The organism is Frankia alni ACN14a (assembly GCF_000058485.1).
Classification (GTDB): Bacteria; Actinomycetota; Actinomycetes; order Frankiales; family Frankiaceae; genus Frankia; species Frankia alni.
The window spans coordinates 217,271-239,861 of the sequence record NC_008278.1 but is presented as its reverse complement, the minus strand read 5'-3'; the positions used below and the strand labels follow the sequence as shown (position 1 = coordinate 239,861).

Genomic DNA, 22,591 nt, shown 5'->3' with positions numbered 1-22,591 from the left:
AGGTTTCGGAGCCCCTCGGCCGCGAAGGCCTCCCGCGCCACCGCGAGAATCCTGGCCCGGTTTGCGTCGGCATCCGACCGCAAGCGAGAGGCCGCCATCGCCCTCTCTCTCACTTCCGGCTCTCGCTGGTGACTCTTCCGCACCGGGCTGACAAAAAAACCATTGTACGAGCCGGGAAGCACTCCCACCAGCGAAAGGGCTGCCGATATGACGCTCTCCGCCGAGGACACCGCCTTCATCGAGAAGAACCCCACTGCCGCGATGATCACTCTGGCCGCGGACGGCCCGACCAAGGCGGCGCGGGTGATCGTGGCGATCCTCGGCGGCAGGCTGTGGAGTGCCGGTACCGTCGATCGGGCCCGCACCCGCCGGCTGCTGCGCGATCCCCGGTCGACGCTGTTCGTGTTCGAACAGGGCCACGGCTACCGCTCACTCGAGACGACGGTGACGATCCTCGACGGACCGGCCGGGACAGACGCGAACGTCCGCCTGTTCCGTAAGATCCGAGGCCGGCCGGCGGGACCGATCGAATTCTTCGGGACCGAATATGACGAGGAGGCGTTCCGCTCGGCAATGATCGCCGACGGCCGGATCGTCTACGAGTTCAACGTCCTGCGCTCATCGGGCGTGGACCACGTACTCACCGAGGCACCCACCCTCGACGCCCGCTCCCAACACCGGTCGTAGCGGCAGGGTGCCGTCGGTCTGGCACGATTGTTTCGTGTCTGCGTTCCCACCAGTTCGGCCACTCGACTTCGTTCTCCGCATCGTCACCGCGGCGAGACTCCCGCGGCAGGCCGCGATCGGAGCGGTTTTCGCCCTGGCATCACCGACCTTGCTGCCGATCGCCCTGGCGAGAGGATGACCATGTCCTCCAGCGCGCCTCGTCCGGGTACCCTCGACCCGGAACTCGCCACCGTCGCCGACGCCCTGACCAGCGGCGGGCCGGACGTGTTCACGCGCGTGCGGGAGCAGGCGCAGGCCGAGCTCGCGGAGCAGCTGGCACGCGCCGAACTACCCCCGGTCGAGGCCGTCGACCTGTCGGCCCCCGCAGACCCCGCGGTACCGGTGCGGTTGTTCCGCCCGCAGCGGCGCCCGTCCAGCCTGCCGGTGTTTCTGTGGATACATGGAGGCGGATTCACGGCCGGGAGCGCGGAAGCACTCGACCCGTTCTGCGCGGAGATCGCCTCGCGCCTGGACATCGCCGTGGCCAACATCGAGTATCGGCTCGCCCCCGGGACGCCCTTCCCTGGTCCGCTCCACGACTGCTACGCGGCTCTTCGGTACGTGTACCACGCCGCGCGCAGCCTCGGCCTGGACGAAAACCGGATCGCCATCGGCGGAGCGAGTTCCGGTGCCGCTCTCGCGGCCGGTACGGCGCTGCTGGCCCGGGACCGGAGGGAGGTTCCTCTCGTGTTCCAACTGCTCGACGTTCCGCTGCTCGACGACAGGCTGAGTACCGAGTCGATGGCGCAGTTCGTGGACACCCCGGGGTTCACCCGCGCCGGCGCGGCCGCCGCGTGGACGGCATACCTGGGCCCGGACCAGCGGCCCGGCGATCCGGACGTGTCGCCCTACGCGGCTGCGACCAGGGCGACGGACCTGCGCGGCCTACCCAGCACGTACCTCAGCACGATGGAGCTGGATCCCGCCCGGGACGAGGGAATCCTGTACGCGTTGCGGCTCCTGGCCGCCCGGGTCAGCGTCGAGGTGCACTCGTTTCCGGGCACCTTCCACGGCGCGGAGATCTTCGCGCCCGGTGCGGCCGTGTCGCGTCGCGCGGCCGAGGAGCGGCTGCGGGCGCTGGCCCGCGGGCTCTCGGTCGACGCGGACAGGCGGGTGCGGCTCACCTGAGCGACAGGATGCCGAGGGGCAACCCGCCCGGCCGCATCCGAACGGTCGTACCGGCCAGCGGAACTTCATAGGCTCGACGGACGGCCGACGCGCCCGGCCTGGATCAGGGAGGTTCGCGTGGTCGACCAGGCGGAGAGCCAGGAACGGGGGATGCGGTCCCACGCGCGCCGCAACCGGGAGCGCATCCTGGCGGTCGCCCGGGAGGCGCTGGCCAGCCGCGACGGGGACATCTCGCTCAACGAGGTGGCGCGCCGGGCCGGCGTGGGGACGGGCACGCTGTTCCGTCATTTCCCGAGCCGGGACGCGCTGCTCGAGGCGCTGCTGCACGACCGGACCGCGGCCCTCTGCGCCGAGGCCGAGCGGCTGCTCGGCGCCGCGGACGCGGCCACCGCGCTGTTCGACTGGCTGGCAGATCTGATCTCGCACGTCGCCATCTATCAGGGCGTTTCAGCGGCGTTGCTCGCCGGCTCCCGGGACGAGGGCTCGGAGCTGCACAGATCCTGCCGGGCCGTCGACCTGGCCGCCGAATCGCTGCTCATCCGGGCCCAGCGGACCGAGCAGGTCCGGGCGGACGTGCGGCCGGACGAGGTCATCTCGCTGGTCAGCGCCCTGTCCTGGGTCAAGGAACAAAGCCCCGACCGGGACGACCACGTGCGTGCACTGCTGACCGTGATGGTCGACGGGCTGCGGACTTTCCCGTCGCCGGGGGAACAGGGCGAACAGCAGGGAACCACACCACCCCGAAGAGCAACGGACTCCTAGGACTCTTGCAAACCGGAGTACCGCGCCGGTAAGCTGCGACGGCGGCGGATCATCGGGTAAGGAGGCAGCGAGACAAGCGGCGGCTTTTCGCCGTGCAGCGAAATCCCGTCCGCCCCCGATGACGCGGGCGGGGATTCCACCCCGCCGGCGATCGACTTTTTCCGCCATCCGCCGGCCCCCGCGCACGCACGTACGTACTCCGGTTCACCACGTCACCGATTCATGTTTCTTTCGGATTCATGCCTTCTTTCGGTTGAGAGTGGCCGCGCACCACCCGCGTCGCCCATCGCCGCGATCTCCGTGGGCCTTTTTGGTATGCCCCGCCGCCGCGCGCCCTCCTGTCCCGCCCGTGCCGCACCAGCGCCGTGCCGCGGCGGCGACCGATGACCCTGAAACCGATGACCCTGACAAGGAGCACCTGATGTCGTTGCCGGATCTGCGCGGGCGCGAGTTGCACCTCAGCGTTCATCCGGTGGCGGCCGGGCACCATCCTGGGGCGTGGCGGTGGCCGGGCTCCGACCCGCTCGCTTTTGCCCGGATCGAGGGCTACCTCGAGGTCGCGAAGCTCGCTGAGCGTGGACGGCTGGACTCGATCTTTCTCGCCGACGTGCCGGGCCTGCACGCCGACATCGACAACTACCCGCAGCTCAACGGCCTGGAGCCGACGCTGATCCTGACCGCGATGGCCACGGTCACCGAGCGGATCGGGCTGGTCGGCACGGCGTCCACCACGTTCAACGAACCGTTCAACATCGCCCGTCGGTTCCAGGCGTTGGACCTGATCAGTCACGGCCGGGCCGGCTGGAACGCCGTGACCACATCGGGTCCACGGGTCTCGGCGAACTTCGTCGCACAGGAGCCGAGCAGCCAGACGCGCTACGCCCGGGCCGAGGAGTTCGTCGCGGTCGTGCTCGACCTGTGGCGCAGCTGGGCACCCGACGCCCTGGTCGCGGACGTGGAGTCCGGGCTGTATGCCGACATGGCGAAGATCAGGCCGATCGACCACCAGGGCAGGTTCTTCAGCGTCCGGGGGCCGCTCAGCCTTCCCCCCTCCGAACAGGGCTACCCGGTGCTATACCACGCGGGGGTGTCCGACCAGGTGCGGACGCTCACCGCGCGGACCGGCGAGGCGATGTTCACGGCCGCGGTGGACCTGGACACGGCCCGGGCGGAGCTGGACGTCGTCCGGTCCCGGGCGGCAGGTCTGGGCCGTCCGCCGGATGCGGTGCGGTTCCTGCCCGGACTCGTCACCTCCGTCGGTGGCACCGAGCGGGAGGCGCTCGAACGGCGCCAGGCCCTCGACGAGCTGTCCGACCCGCGCGGCTCGCTGCGGGCCCTCGCGGCGCAGCTCGGCCTGCCCGCCGAGGATCTGGAGCTGGACCGCCCGGTTCCGCCGACCCTGCGGGAGAACCTGGCGCGCGTGCGCGGCCACGCCCGTCCGTTCGCCCGCCTCGCCGCGGCGGGGCACACGCTGCGCGACATCATCCGCCGGGGCGGCGGTGGGGGGCACATCGTCGCGGTGGGCGACCCCGAACAGGTCGCCGATGTGATCGAGACCTGGTTCGCCGCCGGAGTGGTCGACGGGTTCACCCTCATGCCGGACGTCACCGTCGACGGGTTGCCGGCCCTCGTGGACCAGGTGGTGCCGATCCTGCGGCGGCGTGGCATCTTCCGCTCGGACTACCGCGGGACGACGTTGCGGGAGCACTACGGGCTCCCGATCCCGGACGTCGCGGCCCGGCGACCGCTGGCGAGGGCGCTGTAGGTGGTCGCCGTCTCCATCGTCGACCAGGGTCCCGTGTCCGCGGAGATCACGCCGGCGCAGAGCCTCGGTCACTCGACCGCCCTCGCCCAGCTCGCCGACGAGCTCGGCTACACCCGGTTTTGGCTGGCCGAACACCACGGCGTGCGGAACATGGCGATCGCGGCACCGGAAATCCTCATCGGCCACATCGCCGACCGGACGAGCCGGATACGCGTTGGCTCCGGTGGCGTCATGCTGCCCAACCACGCGCCCCTGCACGTCGCCGAGCAGTTCCGCACCCTTGAGGCACTGCATCCGGGACGGATCGATCTCGGGGTGGGCCGGTCCACCGGTACCGGCGACGACCCCACCCGCGACGCGCTGCTGCGCACCCCGGACGGACTGGAGAGGTTCGGCGACCACCTGCGGCACCTGCTCGGCATCGGCGGGCGCTGCCAGCTTCCCGCCGATGATCCCCACCGAGCGCTCGTCGCGTCACCGGCCGGGGTCCCGCTGCCTCCGGTGTTCCTGCTCGGCTCCAGTGTCGGCAGCGCCGAGCTCGCCGCTCGGGCCGGGCTCGGGTACGGCTTCTTCTGCGTCTACCAGGACCCGGCGGTGGCCGCCCGCGCGCTGCGCCGCTACCGCGAGTCCTTCGTGCCGGCCGCGCCGGGAGACCGGCCGCTGGGGATCCTCGCCGCCCGGGTCTGGGTGGGCGAGGACGACGAGCACGCGGAGGCCCTCGCCGCCCCCGAGCGGCTCGCCGTGCTCGACCATCTCACCGGCAACCCCAGCCCGCTCGAGCCCGTCGAGCGGGCGCTGGCCCGGCGTCTCACCGACGCCCAGCGGGCCGCGCGCGACACGCTGGATGTCCGCGGTGACGTGGTCGGCGGCGTCGACCGGGTGGCGAGTCGGCTTGGCGAACTCGTCGCGGCCAGCGGGGCCGACGAGGTGATGGCCATCTCCAACATCCACGATCCCGAGGATCGACGGAACTCGTTGCGGCGCCTGGCGGTGGCCGCCGGCCTCGGTCCGGCGCCCGCGAGGTAACGCGGTTCACGGCCGCCGGCGGTTCGCCGTTCGCGGTTCGCCGTTCGCGGGGCGCATCCGCTCCGTCTGATCCATCTGACCACGAGAAGCGGGGGTCCCTTCAGTATCCGCTCGACATCGCGCGGGGAACACGCGCGACCCGCGCCCGCGTCCGTGACGGCGACCCGTTGGTCGAGGTCGACCGCGTGACCCGGTCCTTCGGCGACCGGCGTGCGGTGGCCGAGGTGTCTCTGACACCGCGGGCGGGCGAGACCGTCGGACCGGTCGGCGAGTCCAGCTCCGGCAAGAGCACACTCGCGCGGACGGTGACGGGTCTGACCCACCCCGACCAGGGACGCGTGCTGCTCCACGGGCAGCCCTGGTCAGGGGCAGCGGCGCGGTCCAGGCGAGGGCGCTGGCGGCGCATCCAGCTCATCCAGTCTGCGACGAGCCCGTCTCCGCGCTGGACGTGTCGGTGCAGGCCCAGGTGCTCGACCTGCTGTCCGAGCTGCAACGGCAGCTGGGAATCGCCAGGTTGTTCATCACTCACGACCTCACCGTCGTAACACACGTCAGCGACCGACTACTCATCATGAAAGACGGTGAGGTCGTGGAGGAAGGAGCCGCGAAGGCGGTTTTCGACAACCCACGGCACCCGTACACGAAAATGCTTCTTCAGGCGGCACCACGCCTACCGGACTCACGCTTCCAGGAACCACGCTTCCAGGAACCACGCTTGAGGAACCACGCTGGCAGGAGCCGCGCTGAGACGGAGTCCGGTCGCTTTTCGCCGAGTCTTCTTCCCCTGCGGCCGCCGCCATGGACGTACAGCACCGCCGGCAGCGCCGTGGTCGGCTCGCGGGGACCGTGACGGCGGACCGGCACCCGACGCCCCGACACCGGGTAAATGGTAGATTTATCCGGCCAGACCCATCTTCGCCGTGGCTGCGAACGAGGTGGAGTGGTGGGCATCGTCCGCGAGACGAGTACGGGGGAATCATGACCTGGCACGAGTCCGGCGATCCTGCCGGTACCCGGTGGTGGAACGGATGACGCAGCCGGCCGAACCGACCGGCCCGGGGCGAGGCGCCCGGGGCTGGCGGCGCGGCCCCGCCGGGCGGGGCGATGGTCTTCGCCCTGGGCGGGGAGGTGACCGCGCGCGCGAACGCCGCCGTGTCGGCGCAGCCGGGTTCGGCGGCGCGGCCGATCGCGGCGGCCCCGCGGCCGGCGGGCGCCGGACCGGCCGGCGTGAGGAGAACGAAGCGGAGACCGGCAGCCGGATCGGGCTGTGGGGCGCGACGCAGAGCGGCAAGACGACGATGCTCGCCGCTCTGCAGGTCGCGGTCGCCCGCCAGCGCGGCGGCGAGCAGGACTGGCTGATGTTCCCGGGAAACGCGCGCACGTCGAGGTTCCTGGCCGAGGCGGGCACCCAGCTCGCCAACGGCGAGTTTCCGCAGGCCAGCACTGACGTCCCCGAGCCGCTGTCGCTGCGGATGCTCCGGCCACGGTCGCGTGGCGCGTGGCTGGCCCGGATGCTGCGCCAGCGCGCCCGTCGCCGTGACTTCCGCATCACCCTGCTCGACGTCAGCGGCACGATGTTCCGCAACCAGCCTGAGGAGGCGGTCCTCGGCCCGTCCTCGGACGACTACGTGAGTGACCTGTTCGCCCAGACACCCGAGGCCGGCGACGACGTCGAGAACCTCGTGGACCATCTGGCCCGGGCGGACGGGATGGTCTATCTGTTCGATCCGTTGCGCGAGGCCGGCCGGGGTGACTCCTACCAGTTCCTCGAGAGCATGCTCGGACGAGTGGCGCTGCGGGCGGAGGAGCTCTCCCGGCTCCCGGACGGCAAACTCCCCCACTACCTGGCCATCTGCGTCACCAAGATTGACGACCCCGAGGTGTTCCGGCAGGCCTACGACGGCGGCTTCGTCGGGATCAGCGAGGACGAGACGCTCCAGCCGGAGATCGTCGACGACGACGCGGCCGACTTCTTCGCCGAGCTCTGCCGAGGCGGCCGGGCTGGCAGCGGTGTGCTGGTCCGCGGCATGCTCGAGCGGTACTTCCACCCTGACCGGATTCGCTACTTCGCGACATCCTCCGTCGGCTTCTACATCGGCCCGAGTGGCTATTTCCGCATTCAGGACTTCCGGAATGTGGAGGACGGCGTGGGCGGCGTCAATCGGATCCGCGGCCGGGCCCGCCCGGTCAACGTGCTGGAGCCGTTTCTCTGGCTGGAGGACTCCATCCGCCGCGCGCGCCCGCCGCGGGCCGTCGAGCCGACGCGGCCCCGCGAGCCCGGCGACGACCTCGACGACCTCGACGACCTCGGCGGTCCCGACGGCCCTGACAACCCCGACGGCCTCGGGCCCCCTACCGGAACGGGCGGCGACTGGCCCCGCCCGGCCGGCGGCGCGGGCGACGGGACCTTCAACCCGCCGCCGCCACCCGGCCCGCTCGTCCTGTAGGCGGCTGGCGCCATGCACGGAGGGGCCGCCGACCGCGGCGGAGACCACCCCCCCGACGAGCCCCCGCGCGCGGGTCGACCGCCCGCGCGGATCGAGGCCGGATGGGCGGTCAAGGGCAAGCTGCCGGGTACCTTCGCCGACTACGCGGTCCTGCGGTGCAGCTCGGTCTACTTCGGGCGCGGCGACTACGGGGCGATCCTGCGACGCTTCACCCCGGGCACCCCGCCCCCGCCGGAGGCCGCTGGCCGGCCGGACACCGGTGGACTTCCCTGGGTGACGGTGAGCTACGCCCCGCGCCCGGGCGGCGGTCTGCTCGGGGTCGCGCGGTGCGACTGGACCGCCGAGGTCGACGGCGCGGGCCGGCGGATCGCGCGCACCACCTACCTGTGCGCGCCGTTCGACGAGCTCGCCGCCGCACAGGTGACGTACGAGGATCTCCACAGCGCGCTGCGCCTGGACCCGGCGGTCGCGGCGGTCCTACGCCCAGAGGCCGACGCCGCGACCGATGCGGAGGCCGGCGCCCCGGCCCGGCTCGGGCACCTCCCGGGGCTCGACCCGGCGGTGGTCGCGCAGTACCTGGCCGACGAGGATCGGTTCCGGTTCGCCGCCGGCGTCGCGGGCCTGGTGCTGTGCGGCCCGGTCGCGCTGCTCGGCGCGCCCGCGCTGCCGCCGGAACAGCGGGTGGCGGAGCGGCTGCGGCTGCTGGACGCGGTGGCGGCGCTGCTGCCGTTCGGCCAACGGGCCCAGCTCGTCGCCTCCACCTGGGTGCGTTCCGGAGCCGACCACCGGATCCGGCTGGCGTTCAGCGACCAGGCGTGGCCCGGCGCGGTGGCGGCCCGGGTGCCCGTCGGCGGTCACCCGGGTGAGCTGCCGGCGCTGCCCGACGCGGCCGCGGAGTACCAGCGGTTGCTCATCGGTCTGCGGGACCGGTACGGCGAGCCGGTGGAGCGCATCGTCGCGCACCTCACCGAGCCGGCCTACCAGGGCGCGCACCCGATCGCCGACCCGCGCCACGCGCTGCTCAGCCTGGCTGACCTGCCGGGGCCGGCCTTCTTCGCGACGCTGGTCCCGGTCCTGACCCGGGCTCGGCGCGCCCACGCGGGGGCCGCGGCCGGCACCGAGGACCAGCAGGCGCGCCGACGCGCTGCCCTCCGGAGCGCCGAGGACACCTCCGCCCTGCTGCGCGCTCAGCGGCTGCGGGGGAAGCTGGCGGGCCTGGATACCCGCGAGCAGGACGACGCGGTGCGCGCCGCGCTCGCGCACCACCACGGCGCGCCGTACGTGTCGCTGGAGCTCGCGCGGCTGGCCGTCGCGGACGACCAGCGCGCCGCCGGTGCCCGCCCTGCGGGCGCTGCGGCCCGCAACGGCGGCCCAGGCCTCGACGGCGGCCAGGCAGCCGCGCACAGCGTGGGTTGGCTGGCCTGGCTGGTCCGCGAGCCCGCGCTTGCCCAGGCGGTACGGCCGTTCGTCGAGGTCCTCTCGAACCGGCCGGACGGGCAGGTGTTCGCGGCCGCCGGCAGCGAGGCGGGCCTGCCGCTGCTCGCCGACCACCGGTATCTGCTGGCACTCTCGCGGCTGGCGAGGCTGGTCGGCGTCGGGGAGCCGCTGCGCGTCCCGATGACGCGCTGGCTGCTGGAGCAGGCGGCCGCCAGGTCACTGGCCGCCCCGGTGGCCGCGGCCTGGGCCGGTGAGCTACGTGCGTCAGCCGGCCAGGGAACCGGCGGCGCACCCGGAGCCAACCGGCCCGGTGGCCAGCTGGCGGCGGTGGCGCTGGCCGACGCGGTGGCGCTGCTGCTCGACGGGCGCCCGGTCCGGCCGATCGCGGCACGGATGACGGTGCCCGACTACGGCGTCGCGCTGCATCGGACGGTCATGGGTCTCACGAGACGGTTCGCCTCCGACATGGGCGTCCGGCTGCTGCACGAGCTCGGCAGGTCGCTGGACGCCGAGGGCTGGCCGGCCGACCTCGCCGTCGCCGACCGGACGCTGCGGCTGTTGGAGAGCCTCGTCCGGGACACCGGCCACATGCTCCCGGACAGCCTGCGCGTGGCGGTGCGCACCTACCTGCTCGGACGGCCGAAGCTCCCGAGCGAGACGGCCAGGGCCTGGCGGGACATGATCGAGGGATACCTGCCCAGGCAGTAGTGCGCGTCTCAGGTCGCCTCGCCGTTGCGCCGCCGGCGACGACTGTCGGCCAGGGCGGTCTCCCGCTCGCGCAGGGCCGCGGCCAGCATGCCGTCGATCTCGGTGAGGCGCCGGTCGGCCTCGCGTAGCCCGGCCATGCTGCCCGCGACCCGCTGGTTGGCCTTCAGCCGCGCCGAGAGCCGGGCCTGCAGCTCGCGGTGCTCGTCCTCGAGCCGGGCGGCCCGCTCGTCGATGACGGCCAGCTCCGCGCGGGTGCGGTCGTTCTCGCCCTCGAGCCCGCTCAGGCGTTCCCGGTCGACGGCGAGCTGCTCGGCGAGCCGTGCCTGCGCGGCCGCCGCCGCGGCGAGCGCGTCGGCCAGCTCGGCACGCCAGCCGCCGGCGCGCAGGCCGGTCAGCAGGTCAAGCTGGACGGCGGCCAGCTCGACGGCCTGTTCGGCGCGCAGCGCCGGGTCGGAGAAGGCCGAGACCCGCTCCGCGAGCACTCGGTGCTGCTCGCGCAGAGCCGGCAGCGACGCGGCGAGCCGCTCGGCCCGCTCGAGGTCGGCGAGCCGCCGGGTCAGCTCGGCGTGCTCGGCGGCCAGCCCGTCGAGCTGGCGTTCGTCGGCCAGCCGCGCGTCCAGCAGCGCCCGCGCCTGGGCGACGCGCCGGGCCGCCTCGGCCTGCCGGGACGCCCAGTCGGCCAGGTCCGACCGGATCGGCTCAACCGGCTCGGCGGCGGCGAGGAAGGCCGGCAGCGTGGCGAGCAGCTCGGCGGCGTCGCCCATCGCGTCGTCGAGTCCCATGACGGCGTTCAGCAGGTCAAGCCGGTCAGCATCGCCGTTCTCGGTCAGCGCCCGCAGCGTCTTCGCGGCGTCCGCGAGCCCCGCGCGCAGCGCGTCGAACGCCCCTTCGGACATCGGGAACCCCCCTGGCTGATGGGCGGGCGCGGCCGGTACCGGCGTGCCCCGGGATGGTCAGATGCGTGGATGTTCATTGTCGGGATCGGCCGGGATCTCCAGCACCCGGGCCTCGCCACCGCCGGCCGGGCTCAGGACGAGCCCGCCGGCCGGGTAGCGGCCCGGCCGGAGGCCGACGTGGTAGTCACCGGCCGCCAGGCCGCCGGGCAGCCGCAGCCGCGCGCGCCGGGCCGGGCCCGAGTCGGCCGGCCGCACCTCCACCGCGATCTCGACCGCGGCGTCCCCGTCGACGCGGACCAGCAGTGGTCCCGCGTCCGTCGTGACCCGTTCCGGCCAGGCGTCGCCGGCCGCGGCGACGGCGATCGTGGCCTCGGCCAGCCGCCCGTCCCGGACCTGGTGCGTGTACAGCCGGACGGCGCGTTCACAGCGGTCCACGACGTGCGCGCGCCCGGCGGCGACCAGCTCGTCGCCGCGGGCGGCCGCACCGGACGGGTCGTCGGCGGCGAGTATCTCCACCGCGGCCGTGGCGCCGGTGGCCGCCAGCCGATCGACGGCCGCCAGTCGCTCGACGGCCGCCGCCCTGACCGCCGTCGCGAGCCAGGGCAGCACCCCGAGCGGCCCGACGACCAGTCCCTGCAGCATCGGACCGCCGCCGGCAGTACCGACGGACCCGGGGGCATCCCGGCCGGTGAACAGGTCGGCCCGGCGCTCGAGGACGGCGCGGACGGCGGCCTCGGCGGTCGCCCCGACCGGCCCGGAGCCGTCGAGCAGATCGCCGAGGGTCAGGCGGAACTCGCTCGCCGGCCCGAACGCCGCCACCGCGCTGCCCCGTATCCGCGGTCTCTCGGCAGCCTGCCTGAGCAGTTCGGAGAGCCTGGCGCCGCCGGCACCGACCATCGCCGCCAGGTCGGCGGCGTGGCCGTCCCCGGCGCCGGCCCGCTGCGCGAACCAGGCGGCGCCCGGACCGCTGGCCGTCTCGTGGCCGAGGATCCGGACCAGTCGGGCCCCGGAGGCGACCGTCCCGAGGCCGACCAGTGTCGCGGCCGCAGCGGCGGTTGCGACCTGGCAGACGAGCAGGTAGGGACGGCCGACCTGCTCGTCCGGCAGCGCCGCGGTGACGGCCGGGCCGCGGCCCACCGCCCAGCCGGCTGCGGCGTAGGCCGCGTAACGCGCCGTACCGGGGGCGGCCGAGGCTGGCGAGGCGGCCGTCACCAGCCCGCTCCCCCCGAAGGACCGCCGGCCGACCAGCCGCCGGGCCGCCAGCCGCTGCTGCGCCACGGCTCGTCCGGGTTGGTGCCCGCCACCGCCTGCTCGCCCGGACCGCCGGCGCTGTGGGCGGTGGTGGCCTGGGCACCGTCACCGGCCCAGCCGCCGGACCCGGCCGAGGCGACCCCCGCCGGTTCGGCAGGCGGCGGCACACCGGGCACGGCACCGGTGGGCGCCGGCTCGGTGGGCGCCGGCTCGGTGGGCGCCGGCTCGGTGGGCGCCGGCTCGGTGGGCGCCGGCTCGGTGGGCACGGCATCGGACCGCTCGGTGGCCGCCGGCTCGGGGAGCCGGGCCGCCGGCGGCGCGGGTACCGCCGACTCGCGGGGCGCGAGCCGCTGCAGCAGCGCCCGGGCGTCCGGCCCGTAGGCCTCGGCGCGGGTCCTCGCCGCCTCGCTGGCGGGCTGGTCGGCCAGCAGTGCGTCGAACGCGGCGAGGTCGGCGAGCTGGCCGTCGGCGCGCAGCCAGCGGCTCCATTCCGCCAGCTCGCCGGGTCCACGGCCGTCGAGGTCGAGCTGGACGAGCAGGCGGACGGCGGCCGCCGGTGTCGCCTGCAGCGCCTCGCGCAGGACGAGTCTGAGGCCTTCGCCGGGGAGGATCAGCCCGAGCCGGACGGCGCCTCGGTGGACGCGGGCCAGCCGTTCCCGGTCCGCCTCCGAGCGCCGGAGCAGGGCGGCGAGAACGTCGTCGAGCCGGCCCTGCTGCCGGGCCCGGTCGGCGAGCCGGTACGCCGCCTCGACATCGGCGACCCCGCCGTCGGCAAGCAGGACGACCAGCGCGCGGACCATGGCCTCGACGGTGTCGGCCCGGCCGGCCAGGATCGCGCGGCGGCGTTCCCTCGCCGTGGCCAGCGCCACCGGCCGGGACTCCCCTGGCGGCCCGAACGCCTGGTTGGCACCGCCGACGAGGGCCAGCCGGTCCGCCAGGTCGTCCAGGGTCACCGCGTCGGTCATCGCGGCGAGCTGGCCGACGATCGGTTCCGTGCCCTCGCTCAGCGCCCGGGCCCAGCCCAGCCGGTCGGCGTAGATGCCGGCAAGGCCGTGCAACCCGTCGTCCGGCCGGGGCGGCCACCTGACAGCGGTGGTGTCGGTGCTCGGCGTCCGCGCGGTGAACGCGAGCCGGAACGGCGACGGGTCCGCCGCCCAGGTCGCGACGGTCATCGAGGCGGACACGCCCGCGGGCAGCAGCGCGAACACGGCCCGCAGGAAGGTCAGGCGCTGCCGGAGAGGCGGCCGGTCCGGCCCGGTGACGATCACGACCGGCCCCTCGAGCAGCCGGGCGGCGACCCGGGCGACGGCCGCGAAGCCGAACGCCGCGACCTCGCCCGCGAGCCGGGCGACGACCAGGGGATCCGCCACGCCGGGCAGGGTCATGCTGCCGGGCTCCCCGCCGGTCTCCAGGCGGGTGTGGACCGTTTCGCAGAACTCGACCAACCGCCCCCCGGCGGCGACGAAGGGGGCGAACTCGGTATGGCCGGCCCGCCAGCCGCCGGAGGCCGAGTATGCGATCGCGACCGCCACCCCGGCACCGTCCCCGGCGAAGGACAGCTCGGTCGCGTCGGGCTCGCCGGGCGAGCGGGCCGCGCCGGGGTCCGCGTCCGTCACCGTGGGCAGGTGGCTCAGGACGAGCTCGGTCAGCGCCCGGTCCTCCGTCCGCAGCACGGCCTGGGTGCCGCCGAGCCAACCGAGGGCGACGGTGACGGGGGCCGCCTTCCGTCCTTTCCCGCCCTTGAGCAGCGACTTCGACTGCTTGGGTGGGAGGGCGCCGATCAGGCGCAGCAACCGGTCCCGCTCGGCGCGCTCCTCGTCCAGCCGCTCGAGCAGCGCCCGCCATTCCTCCTTGCGGCGCGGCCCGAAGTGGAGCTGACCGGACTGGGTCTCGGTCTCCAGCCAGCCGCCGACGGCGGGCAGCACGTACCTGGGCAGCCGCCAGGCGGCGGCGAGGCTCACCAGCGCCTGCATCGCGCGATCGACCACCGCCGGGTCGACCAGGGTGAGCGTGGTGAGGTCGGCCGCGGCCGGCGGCCGTTTGTCGGCAAGCAGCCGGTAGGGCTTCAGGACGCCGGCCGTACGCGACGACGGCCCCGGTTCCAGCCAGCGGAACAGGTTGTTGAGGCCGACGCCGGGGCGTGCCTCGATGTGGCGGAGCACGATCAGCAGGGCCAGCTCCGGCGCGGCGAGCAGCCGGGAGCGCACGGCGGCCCAGTCGTCGTCGTCCCGGCCCGGCTGGCTGCCGCGGATCAGCTCGGCGGCCAGGTTGACGGCGTCCTCGCGGGGCGCGGTCTCGCCGGACTGCGGCTCCAGCAGGGCGGCGACGACCGCGGCGCGTACCGGGGTCGGCGCGTCCGTCAACCGCTCCTCGATGATCCCCACCGGCACGCCGGCGCCGACGAACGCGCGCACCAGCGCCGTCGCCGGATGCGTCGAGCCGGCCACGCCGGGCCCGGGCCACTGCCGCAGCGCGAGACGCAGGTCGTCGGGCTCGGGACCGTCGAGGAGCAGGGGAAACAGGCACTGGGACGGGTCGGAGCCGACCGGCATCGAGGCCAGGTAGCCGCGGGCGTCACGCGGGCTCCGGCTGCCGGAGCGGACGGCTGCGGCCAGGCTCGTCGCCGCGGTCACCGCCAGGTGCTCGGCGAACTCCTGCGGGCGGCTGAACGCCCGCGGGGTCAGGTCGGCGGCGAGCGCCTCGACCAGGCCGGTCAGCAGCCGCTCGGTCGCCGGCTCGTCCTCGCCGCCCGGCGCCGACCGGCTGGCGCCGACGAGATGGGCCAGCACGGCGGCGTAGCGGCCGCCCGCATTCGTGGCGCCGATCGTCGAAGCGCCGGCAGCCGTGGCGCCGCCCGTGCCGGAAGCCGTGGCGAGCTGGCGCAGGCTCGGCGGCCGGGCCGGGTCGAGCCGGGCGGCCTCACCCGCGCCCAGGTCGTCGCCGAACGCCAGCCGCACCTGCTGGCTGGCCCGGACATCGGCCCACGTGCTGGCGGCCAGCGCACCGGCGGCTCCCGCCGGCAGCATCGCGGCGGTCAGATCCAGGTAGGAGACTCGCGCTCGCAGGTCGACGACGCGCGCCGGCGTCAGCGTCACCGGTCGCTCGACGAGCAGTGCCGCCGTGGCCAGCGCGGCGCGCAGGCTGGCCGCGCGGCCGGCGCCGACCGGCTCCCAGGCGGGCGAGGCGAGCACGGTGCGCCGGTCGAGGCGGCTGACCCGCAGAGCGAGCAGGCCGGTGCCGATCTGGCTGGGCAGGCCGTCGGGCGCCACGTCGCGCACGGCGTCGTGGAAGGCGAGGTAGCTACCCAGCTCCCGGTGGAAGTCGACCTCGGGAAGGCAGAAGAACCGGGTCGGGACGATGATCCGGCCGGTGGCGTCCGTGGTCGGTGCCGCCGGCCATTCCTTGATCGCGATGCCGATGTACGGGGTGCCGCTGACGGTCGCCGCGGTGAAGGTGACCCAGGGCAGCGCCCCCGGCTGGCCCGGCGCCGGACCTGCCGGCTGGCCGACCGCGAAGTACGTGATCATTTTTGCGAGGCTGGCCGGGCGGACGCGTGCGGCGCTTGCGGCGATGACCGTGTAGTCGTCGCGCTGGCCAGGCCGCTTGCTGAACAGTGCCCAGTCGAGCTCGACCGTGCCGGTGGGCCCGTTCACGCCGCCGGCCCGCCACGCTGACGAGTGATCTTGCCCGCCATCCGCAGGAACGGCTCCAGGACCCCCACCGGCGCCGCCTCGCCCACGATGCGCGTCTCACCCTGGGTGAGCACCGTTTTCTGATAGTGATGCGGGTTGAAGGGCCGGCCCGGCCCGGCCCGAAAGCCGATCGAGGACGTCGCGTAGAACTCGACCCGTTCGCGCCGGAACGCCGAACGGATGGCGGCGCGGACGTGGCCGGCGCCGGTGCCGGGTCGGTCGGCAAGCTGGTCGAAGTACCGCCCCGCGATCGACTGGTCGATCACGGGAGCCGCTCGCCGGCTGAGCTCCGCCAGCTCACCCGGAGTCAGCGCCGCGTTCATCACCCGCGGGTCGTCGAACTTCGTGACGCAGACGAACAGGTGGTGGGGCAGCTTGCCGCCCTGCACCCGCCCGGCCTGGTAGCAACGTTGGAGCAGCTCGCTCAGCACCGCGTTGAAGGCGGTGTAGCTGTTCCGGTCCCGAATCTCGCGGATCGGGTCGAACAGCAGGATGATCCCGTCGCAGGCGGTGAGGTGCCGCAGGAGCTCTTCGTAGCCGCTCGCCTGCTTGGCCACCGGGGGCCCACCACCGCCGGCCGGCGCGCCGTCGAAGCTCACCTCCTGCGCGGCCCCCTCGGCCCCCGCGGCCCCCACGACCACGCCCTGCTGGAACAGGTCCCCGGGCACGTCGAGCACGTCGACGGTGATGCGGGTCCGCAGCACCCGGGTGCCGTAGTCCGGCTGACGTTCGCCCGCGATGACCAGGCTCAGCCGGGTGCTGAGCGCCGTCGCGGGCGAGAACCGGCCACCCATGAGCCGGCCGACCTCCTCGTTGAGCCAGGACGTCGCCCGCGCGTCGGCCCCGAAGACGTTCCAGCTGTCACCCGGCGTCCGGGACTGTTGCGCGGCCAGGGGCAACGCCGCGAGCAGGGTTGTCTTCCCGCTGCTCGGCGCGCCCCACAGGCCGATCCGCACGTCGATCATGGCACCCTCCACCCCGGGCCGGCCGGCCCGGTCGCGCCGGTCAGGCCGGCCGTCCCGGTCGAACGGCTCCGCCTGGATCTGTTGCTCACCGGCTCGGTCCCGGCGGACGGTGGTGGCGTCGGCGTCAGCAGCGGGACCGCCAGAGCTCGTCCGCGCCGGCCGGCGCCGGCGGGGCCGTCCTCGAGCAGCTCGGCGAGCTCGGCCAGTTCCCGGTAGCCGGCGCCGGCCGGGAGCTGGCCATGCTCGCCGAGGGCCGCCCAGGCCCGCTCGGCGCGGCCCACGTCCTCGCTGCTCCGCTCGGTCGGGACGAAGTCCAGGCCGCCCCGCGCGGCGATCCGGACCGGGTCGACCCGCTCCACCAACCGGCGTAGCAGCCGCTCCCAGTCGTGCCCGAACTCGCACTCGTTTGCCAGCGAGGTGTCGCCTCGCTTCGTCGGCGGGTGCGGCCCGCGGGCCCCGATGGTGATCAGGACACCGTACGCGTCCGGCCGCCACGGCAGGTCGAGCGCCGTGTGCAGCGCGTCCTCGATCGGCGCCGCGACGTCGGTGACGTGCGGCGTCCGCCACCCTTGCGGCGCCCCTGCGGCCTCGGCGGGCGCACGGGCGATCACCGACCGCACGACCGGCTGCCCGGCCCGGAGCGGGTCGAGCACGTCGTGATCGGCGTACCCGATGACACTTACCCGGACGGCTTCCGGCTCCGGGTGCTCGCGGCCGACCAGCTCCAGCAGCCGCTCGGCCAACGACAGGCGCGCCGCGACCGTCCGGGGGAGCCCGCCGGTTTCCACCAGCAGAACGAGGTCCAGCGGCTCGGCGCCGTAGGTCGACGGCTGGCCGTCGCGCAGCTCGCGCCAGGACGCCGCCAGCGGGCTGTCCGGGCCGGCCGAGCCGCCGGGCGGGACCTGCTCCGAGCGGGTCCCGGGTGGTTCGAGGAACCGGACCGTCCGGGGGCCCTCGAGCGCCACCCGGACGGGCAGCGTGCTGCCCGGTGCCGCGACGCACCGGCCGATCGCCACCGGCCGCCAGGCTGCCGGATCCGTCGTGCCACCCGGGCGGGCGACCACGACGAGCGCGAGCTCGAAGCCTCCCCGCGGCGCGCCGACGGTGACCTCGACGGACGGCGTCCCGTTCGGTCCGACGACGAGCCCGGCGTCGAACAGCGGGACGGTCGTGAGCCGCACGTTCCGGCTCCCCTGCGCCACCTCGGCGACGACCAGGCCGTACCCGGTGGGCAGCGGCGCCTGAGCCAGCACGGCGGCGGGGGACTCGCCGGGCCAGGCCCGGCACCAGGTGACGTTCGCGCGCAAGGCCCCCGGCTCGGCGAGCGCCTCGGCGAAGCGCTCCAGCGGCGGCCAGCCGTCGTCGAGCCGCCAGGCGACGACGACGTCGGTCACGCCGGCGGCGCTCAGCGCGCCGGTGACGGCCCCGACGGCGGCCGACGGCACCGCGCCGACGGGACCGACCCCGCCGGCCAGCCGCAGCAGCCGGGTCGGCCGGTCGCTCGGCAGGCCGGGGAGCAACTCCGCCCAGTCGCGGCGGACGAGTTCGCGGGCGACGGGCAGCCCCAGCTCGTCGACCTCGACGACGGACAGGGTCACTGCATCCGCCGTCACCTCGGCGACGCCCGGCCGGACACCGCCGCCCAGTCCGGCCCGGCCCATCCGGCCGACGAGGCCGAGCAGCGCCGTCGTCAGCGTCGGGCCGCGCGGCCGTGCTCCGCGGCCGGCGGCGCGGGCAGCGGCGGCGAGCTCCGCACGCGCGGCCTCGAGCTCGCCCGGAGCCGGTGGGCCGGCCCGGACCGCGCGTCCCAGCTCGTCGGCCAAGCCCGGCTCGGCGTCACCGAACGCGGCGAGGACCCGGGCCGCGGCGCCCAGGTCGTAACCCCGGCTGGCCGCGCCGAGCCGCCGGTCGAACGCGGCGGTCACCTCGGGCGTGAGCGGCCCGAGCAGGACGGGGCCGCGCAGCGTCCAGCCACACCCGTCGCAGCGCTGCTCGCCGGCCTGGCCGGGGAGCACGGGCGGGATGGCCAGCTCGCAGACCGGGCAGAACGGACCGACGGAACCGACGGAACCGACGGGATCGACCGGTCCCAACTGGCCCCTGGGCTGGGTCGGGGACGTCATGCGGGCAGGTCCGCCTCGGTCAACGTGGTCAGTTCGGCCTGGTCGGCGTCGGGCCGCTGCGCCATCCGCGCGGTCAGCCGGTCCTCCATCCGGTCCAGCAGGCCGCGGGCGGTGCGGGCGTTGGCGAAGGCGGGGCCGTCCGCGTCCCGCCGGCGGCGAAACCAGTCGGCGGCGGCCGGGCGGGCCGCCGGGTCGAGCCGGTAGCCCGCCGCGCCGGCCATCCGCTCCAGGATCTCGACCAGGTCGTTGGGTTCGTAGTCCGGGAACTCGATCGTCTCGCCGAACCGCGAGGGCAGGCCCTCGTTGACGGCGAGGAACTCCCGCATCGAGCCGGGGTAGCCGGCGGCGATGACGACGAGCCGCCCGCGCAGGTTCTCCATCGCGGGGACGAGCGTGTTGATCGCCTCCCGGCCGAAGTCCTGCGGGCCGCCCCGCGCGAGGGCGTACGCCTCGTCGATGAACAGCACCCCGCCGATCGCCTTGGCGATGGCGTCGCTGGTCTTCTGCTCGGTCTGGCCGAGGTAGCCGGCGACCAGGTCCTCCCGCTTCACCTCGACGACGTGGCCCTTGCTGAGCAGGCCGAGCGCCGCGAACATCTCGCCGACCAGGCGGGCGACGGTCGTCTTGCCCGTCCCGGGTGGCCCGAGGAAGAGCAGGTGCGGCGCCACGACGCCCGGGGCGCCGATCCGCTGGCGGTGGCGCAGCCTGCGCTGGAGGGCCTCCAGGCTTGCGCGCACCGGCCCCATGCCGACCAGCGCGTCCAGCGCGGCCAGTACCTGTTCGATCGGCGGGACCCGCCCGGGCAGGTCCCGTTGGAGGCGCTCGGGGATGTCCGCCGGCAGCAGCGGGCGCTCCCACAGCGCGGCCAGCCGCGCCGGGTCGCCGCCCGGGCCGCCGTCGGCCAGGACACGGCCGGACCACCGGGCGCGCAGCTCGTCGGCCAGGGACCGCATGGCCCGGGCGTTGCTGAAGTCCTCGCCGCGGCGGCGGTACATGCCGGCGACAACGGCGCGCAGCGCCTGTTCGGTCTCCGGCTCCCAGGTCAGGCCGCCGGCGGTGAGCTGGCGCAGGAGAATGGTGGTGAGCTCGTCGGGCTCGTAGTCGGGAAAGTGGATGATGTTCGCTTCGGGGAAGCGCCCGCGCAGCCCCGGGTTCGCGTCCAGAAACCGCCTCATGTGTTCCTGGTAGCCGGCGACGATGACGACCAGCCGTTCACGGTCGTTCTCCATCCGGCTCAGCAGGGCGTTGACCGCCTCCTGCCCGAACGGACTGTCCCGACGCTCGGTGAGCCGGTACGCCTCGTCGATGAACAGCACACCGTCCAGCGCCTCGTCGGCCTCCCGGTTCACCGCGATCGCGGTCTGACCCTCGTAGCCGGCGACGAGCTGGGAGACCTCGGGCGCGCGGACGTGACCCCGGCGCAGAACGCCGATCGCGCGGTAGATCTCGCCGATCAGCCGGGCCACCGTCGTCTTGCCCGTGCCCGGCCCACCCGTGAACACCAGATGGTGCGACCCCGCCGGCGCCCGCCGGCCCGACCCGGCCGGCCGCGCCGCCAGCAGTTGCATCGTGCCGGCCAGCTCGCGGATGTGCGCCTTGACCTGCCCAAGCCCGATGAGCTCGGCCAGCCCGGCCAGGACCTCGTCGATCGGCGGGGCCTGGCCGGGCAGGTGCATCGCGTAACGCCCCGGGATGTCGGCGCGCAGGAGCGGACGCTCCCAGAGCGCAGCGAGATCGCCCGGCGCGGCGGTCTCCTGCTCGGCGGCCCACGCGGCGGCCCGGCCGTCGTCCCCGGCGGGACGCTTGCCCAGGTCGACGGCGCCGGCCGCCCGCTGGACGCGGCTGGACCAGTTGGCCTGGAGGTCGTCGGCGAGGGAACGCATCTCCCGAGCGTTACTGAAACGCTCGTCACGCAGCCGGTGGATCCCGGCGACGACGGTACGCAACGCCTCCTCGGTGTCCGGCTCCCAGGTCAGGCCGATGTCCGCCAGGTTCCGCAGCAGGATGTCGGTGAGTTCGTCGGGCTCGTAGTCGGGAAAGTGGATGATGTTCGCTTCGGGGAAGCGCCCGCGCAGTCCGGGGTTCGCGTCCAGGAACCGCTTCATCTCACCCTGGTAGCCGGCGACGATGACGACCAGCCGTTCACGGTCGTTCTCCATCCGGCTCAGCAGGGCGTTGACCGCCTCCTGCCCGAACGGACTGTCCCGACGCTCGGTCAGGCGATACGCCTCGTCGATGAACAGCACACCGTCCAGCGCCTCGTCGGCCTCCCGGTTCACCGCGATCGCGGTCTGACCCTCGTAGCCGGCGACGAGCTGGGAGACCTCGGGCGCGCGGACGTGGCCGCGGGCCAGGATGCCGAGATCCCGGTAGATCTCGCCGATCAGCCGGGCCACCGTCGTCTTGCCCGTGCCCGGCCCACCCGTGAACACCAGATGGTGCGAACCCGCCTGCGCCCGCCGGCCCGACCCGGCCGGCCGCGCCGCCAGCAGCCGCGTCGCGCCCGCCAGCCGGCGGACGTGCTCCTTCACCGTCCCGAGGCCGGTCATCGCGTCGAGCCGCTCCCAGGCGGAGCGCCCGTCCGGTGAGCCGCCGGTGAGATGGCCGGCCTTCGCGAGCTCCGGGCCGTCCAGGGGACGTCGCTCACGCGCCCACAACTGCATGGTGCTCAGCCACTTGCGGGTCGCGTTCGACTCGGCCGACATCGCGGCCGCCAGCCGTGGCAGCCCGGCCCAGTCACCGATGTCCAGCCCGTCGACGAGGCGGGTCCGGTGAATCGCGCGCTCGATCTCGGCCGGCGGCGCGTGCCCGACGTAGCCGTAGCAGCCGTCCGCCGCGGTGCCCTCCAGCCAGTCGGCGAGCGTCGTGAACAGGCCGGTGCGGCGGACCTCCGCGATGATGCGGGACCGGTCCGACTCCCCGGAGATCAGCACGCACAGATGGTCGGTGCGCGGCCCGCCGGTCAGCTCGCCGAAGAGCCCGGCCAACGGCCGCACCGCCTCCGGCCTCAGGTGGGTGAGCAGCTCGGGGGTGGACAGGAACACGGCCGCGGTGCGCAGCGGGTTGCGCGGGCCGCGCGGGCTGAGCCAGGTCGCCAGCAGCCGGACCGCGGCCCCGTCCGTCATGCTGCCCACCGTGCTCGCCGCCGGCGGGCGGCCGGTACCGACCGCGGCGCCCGCACCCGGCCCGCCCGGCCCGCTCGGCCTGCCCGGCCCCAGGCGGCCCGCGCCAAGCCGGTTGACGGCACCCATCGGGCCGTTGAAGAAGCGCATGGTCCCGCCGGCGGGACCGCCCGGGGCGGCGGGGGGCGGGACCGGCCCCGCCGCGTTCGCCGTCTCGCTCGCTCCGATTCCCCGCGGGCTCCCGGTCCCCAGCGGGCTCCCGGTCCCCCGCGGGCGCCCGGCCGAGGAGTCGGCGTCGCGGAAGTAGAGACCCTTCTCCCACGGGGTCCAGAACACGATGCGCTCGAAGCCCGCGGCGGACAGCTCCTCCCACAGGGCCGCCTCGAAGTCGCGCTCCAGGTAGTCGCGGCAGACCAGGGCGTCGAGCACGCCGGGGCCGTGGAGCACGAACAGCGGGTCGCCGGTGTAGCGGAACGCGCTGCTCAAACGCTCGGCCGAGCGGGGGGACCCGCCGCCGCCCGCCGGGTCGGTCGGAACGGTCAT

Annotated in this window: 15 protein-coding genes; 9 read left to right on the top strand and 6 right to left on the bottom strand. The window is 74.8% G+C overall.

Annotation, left to right across the window (positions count from 1 at the left end; all coding sequences use genetic code 11):
* Positions 1-207 precede the first annotated feature (207 nt).
* From FRAAL_RS30120 to FRAAL_RS01035, 9 genes are all read left to right on the top strand, one after another.
* The gene (locus FRAAL_RS30120) at positions 208-687 is read left to right on the top strand and encodes a pyridoxamine 5'-phosphate oxidase family protein (protein WP_050996964.1); all 480 of its coding nucleotides are present in this window, start codon (positions 208-210) and stop codon (positions 685-687) included.
* Between the two features lie 180 nt (positions 688-867).
* Positions 868-1,854 carry an alpha/beta hydrolase fold domain-containing protein gene (locus tag FRAAL_RS01065; protein ID WP_011601495.1) on the top strand — a complete coding sequence of 329 codons (987 nt, stop codon included), beginning with the start codon at positions 868-870 and terminating at the stop codon, positions 1,852-1,854.
* A 117-nt stretch (positions 1,855-1,971) separates the two neighbouring features.
* Positions 1,972-2,616 carry a TetR/AcrR family transcriptional regulator gene (locus FRAAL_RS01060; RefSeq protein ID WP_011601494.1) on the top strand — a complete coding sequence of 215 codons (645 nt, stop codon included), beginning with the start codon at positions 1,972-1,974 and terminating at the stop codon, positions 2,614-2,616.
* A gap of 421 nt (positions 2,617-3,037) precedes the next feature.
* A complete protein-coding gene (locus FRAAL_RS01055) occupies positions 3,038-4,381 on the top strand; it encodes an NtaA/DmoA family FMN-dependent monooxygenase (protein WP_041938640.1) in 1,344 nt (447 codons plus the stop codon).
* Positions 4,382-5,407 carry an LLM class flavin-dependent oxidoreductase gene (locus FRAAL_RS01050; protein ID WP_011601492.1) on the top strand — a complete coding sequence of 342 codons (1,026 nt, stop codon included), beginning with the start codon at positions 4,382-4,384 and terminating at the stop codon, positions 5,405-5,407.
* Positions 5,408-5,592: 185 nt separating this feature from the next.
* A complete protein-coding gene (locus tag FRAAL_RS36310; RefSeq protein WP_308205972.1) occupies positions 5,593-5,952 on the top strand; it encodes an ATP-binding cassette domain-containing protein in 360 nt (119 codons plus the stop codon).
* Between the two features lie 26 nt (positions 5,953-5,978).
* Positions 5,979-6,257, top strand: a complete 279-nt coding sequence (locus FRAAL_RS36305) for an ABC transporter ATP-binding protein (protein ID WP_306281763.1) — start codon at positions 5,979-5,981, stop codon at positions 6,255-6,257.
* Between the two features lie 178 nt (positions 6,258-6,435).
* Positions 6,436-7,854 carry a hypothetical protein gene (locus FRAAL_RS01040; RefSeq protein ID WP_011601489.1) on the top strand — a complete coding sequence of 473 codons (1,419 nt, stop codon included), beginning with the start codon at positions 6,436-6,438 and terminating at the stop codon, positions 7,852-7,854.
* 12 nt (positions 7,855-7,866) lie between these two features.
* Positions 7,867-9,999, top strand: a complete 2,133-nt coding sequence (locus tag FRAAL_RS01035; RefSeq protein ID WP_011601488.1) for a hypothetical protein — start codon at positions 7,867-7,869, stop codon at positions 9,997-9,999.
* An 8-nt stretch (positions 10,000-10,007) separates the two neighbouring features.
* Here FRAAL_RS01035 and FRAAL_RS01030 read toward each other — a convergent pair whose 3' ends face one another.
* Genes FRAAL_RS01030 through FRAAL_RS30115 form a run of 6 tightly spaced genes read right to left on the bottom strand, consistent with a single transcriptional unit; the run spans position 10,008 to position 22,591 of the window.
* Positions 10,008-10,895, bottom strand: coding sequence for a hypothetical protein (locus FRAAL_RS01030; RefSeq protein WP_011601487.1), 888 nt, complete (start codon positions 10,893-10,895; stop codon positions 10,008-10,010).
* A 57-nt stretch (positions 10,896-10,952) separates the two neighbouring features.
* Positions 10,953-12,107, bottom strand: coding sequence for a hypothetical protein (locus tag FRAAL_RS01025; RefSeq protein ID WP_157891945.1), 1,155 nt, complete (start codon positions 12,105-12,107; stop codon positions 10,953-10,955).
* On the bottom strand, positions 12,104-15,799 hold the full coding sequence (locus FRAAL_RS33875; RefSeq protein WP_011601485.1) for a hypothetical protein: 3,696 nt from the start codon (positions 15,797-15,799) through the stop codon (positions 12,104-12,106). Before FRAAL_RS33875 ends, FRAAL_RS01025 begins: the two co-directional genes overlap by 4 nt.
* Positions 15,796-16,803, bottom strand: coding sequence for a hypothetical protein (locus FRAAL_RS01015; RefSeq protein ID WP_011601484.1), 1,008 nt, complete (start codon positions 16,801-16,803; stop codon positions 15,796-15,798). The genes FRAAL_RS33875 and FRAAL_RS01015 overlap by 4 nt, the downstream gene beginning before the upstream one ends.
* Positions 16,800-18,926 (bottom strand): RING finger protein, encoded by a 2,127-nt coding sequence (locus tag FRAAL_RS01010; RefSeq protein ID WP_157891944.1) that lies wholly within the window; start codon positions 18,924-18,926, stop codon positions 16,800-16,802. Before FRAAL_RS01010 ends, FRAAL_RS01015 begins: the two co-directional genes overlap by 4 nt.
* On the bottom strand, positions 18,923-22,591 hold the full coding sequence (locus FRAAL_RS30115) for an AAA family ATPase (RefSeq protein ID WP_011601482.1): 3,669 nt from the start codon (positions 22,589-22,591) through the stop codon (positions 18,923-18,925). The genes FRAAL_RS01010 and FRAAL_RS30115 overlap by 4 nt, the downstream gene beginning before the upstream one ends.

Coding starts and splice junctions, on each gene's coding strand:
- FRAAL_RS01040 (WP_011601489.1), top strand. CDS start 6,436: ATGACGCAGCCGGCCGAACCGACCGGCCCGGGGCGAGGCGCCCGGGGC.
- FRAAL_RS36305 (WP_306281763.1), top strand. CDS start 5,979: ATGAAAGACGGTGAGGTCGTGGAGGAAGGAGCCGCGAAGGCGGTTTTC.
- FRAAL_RS01015 (WP_011601484.1), bottom strand. CDS start 16,803: ATGATCGACGTGCGGATCGGCCTGTGGGGCGCGCCGAGCAGCGGGAAG.
- FRAAL_RS01035 (WP_011601488.1), top strand. CDS start 7,867: ATGCACGGAGGGGCCGCCGACCGCGGCGGAGACCACCCCCCCGACGAG.
- FRAAL_RS01065 (WP_011601495.1), top strand. CDS start 868: ATGTCCTCCAGCGCGCCTCGTCCGGGTACCCTCGACCCGGAACTCGCC.
- FRAAL_RS01010 (WP_157891944.1), bottom strand. CDS start 18,926: ATGACGTCCCCGACCCAGCCCAGGGGCCAGTTGGGACCGGTCGATCCC.
- FRAAL_RS01055 (WP_041938640.1), top strand. CDS start 3,038: ATGTCGTTGCCGGATCTGCGCGGGCGCGAGTTGCACCTCAGCGTTCAT.
- FRAAL_RS30115 (WP_011601482.1), bottom strand. CDS start 22,591: ATGACCGTTCCGACCGACCCGGCGGGCGGCGGCGGGTCCCCCCGCTCG.
- FRAAL_RS30120 (WP_050996964.1), top strand. CDS start 208: ATGACGCTCTCCGCCGAGGACACCGCCTTCATCGAGAAGAACCCCACT.
- FRAAL_RS01030 (WP_011601487.1), bottom strand. CDS start 10,895: ATGTCCGAAGGGGCGTTCGACGCGCTGCGCGCGGGGCTCGCGGACGCC.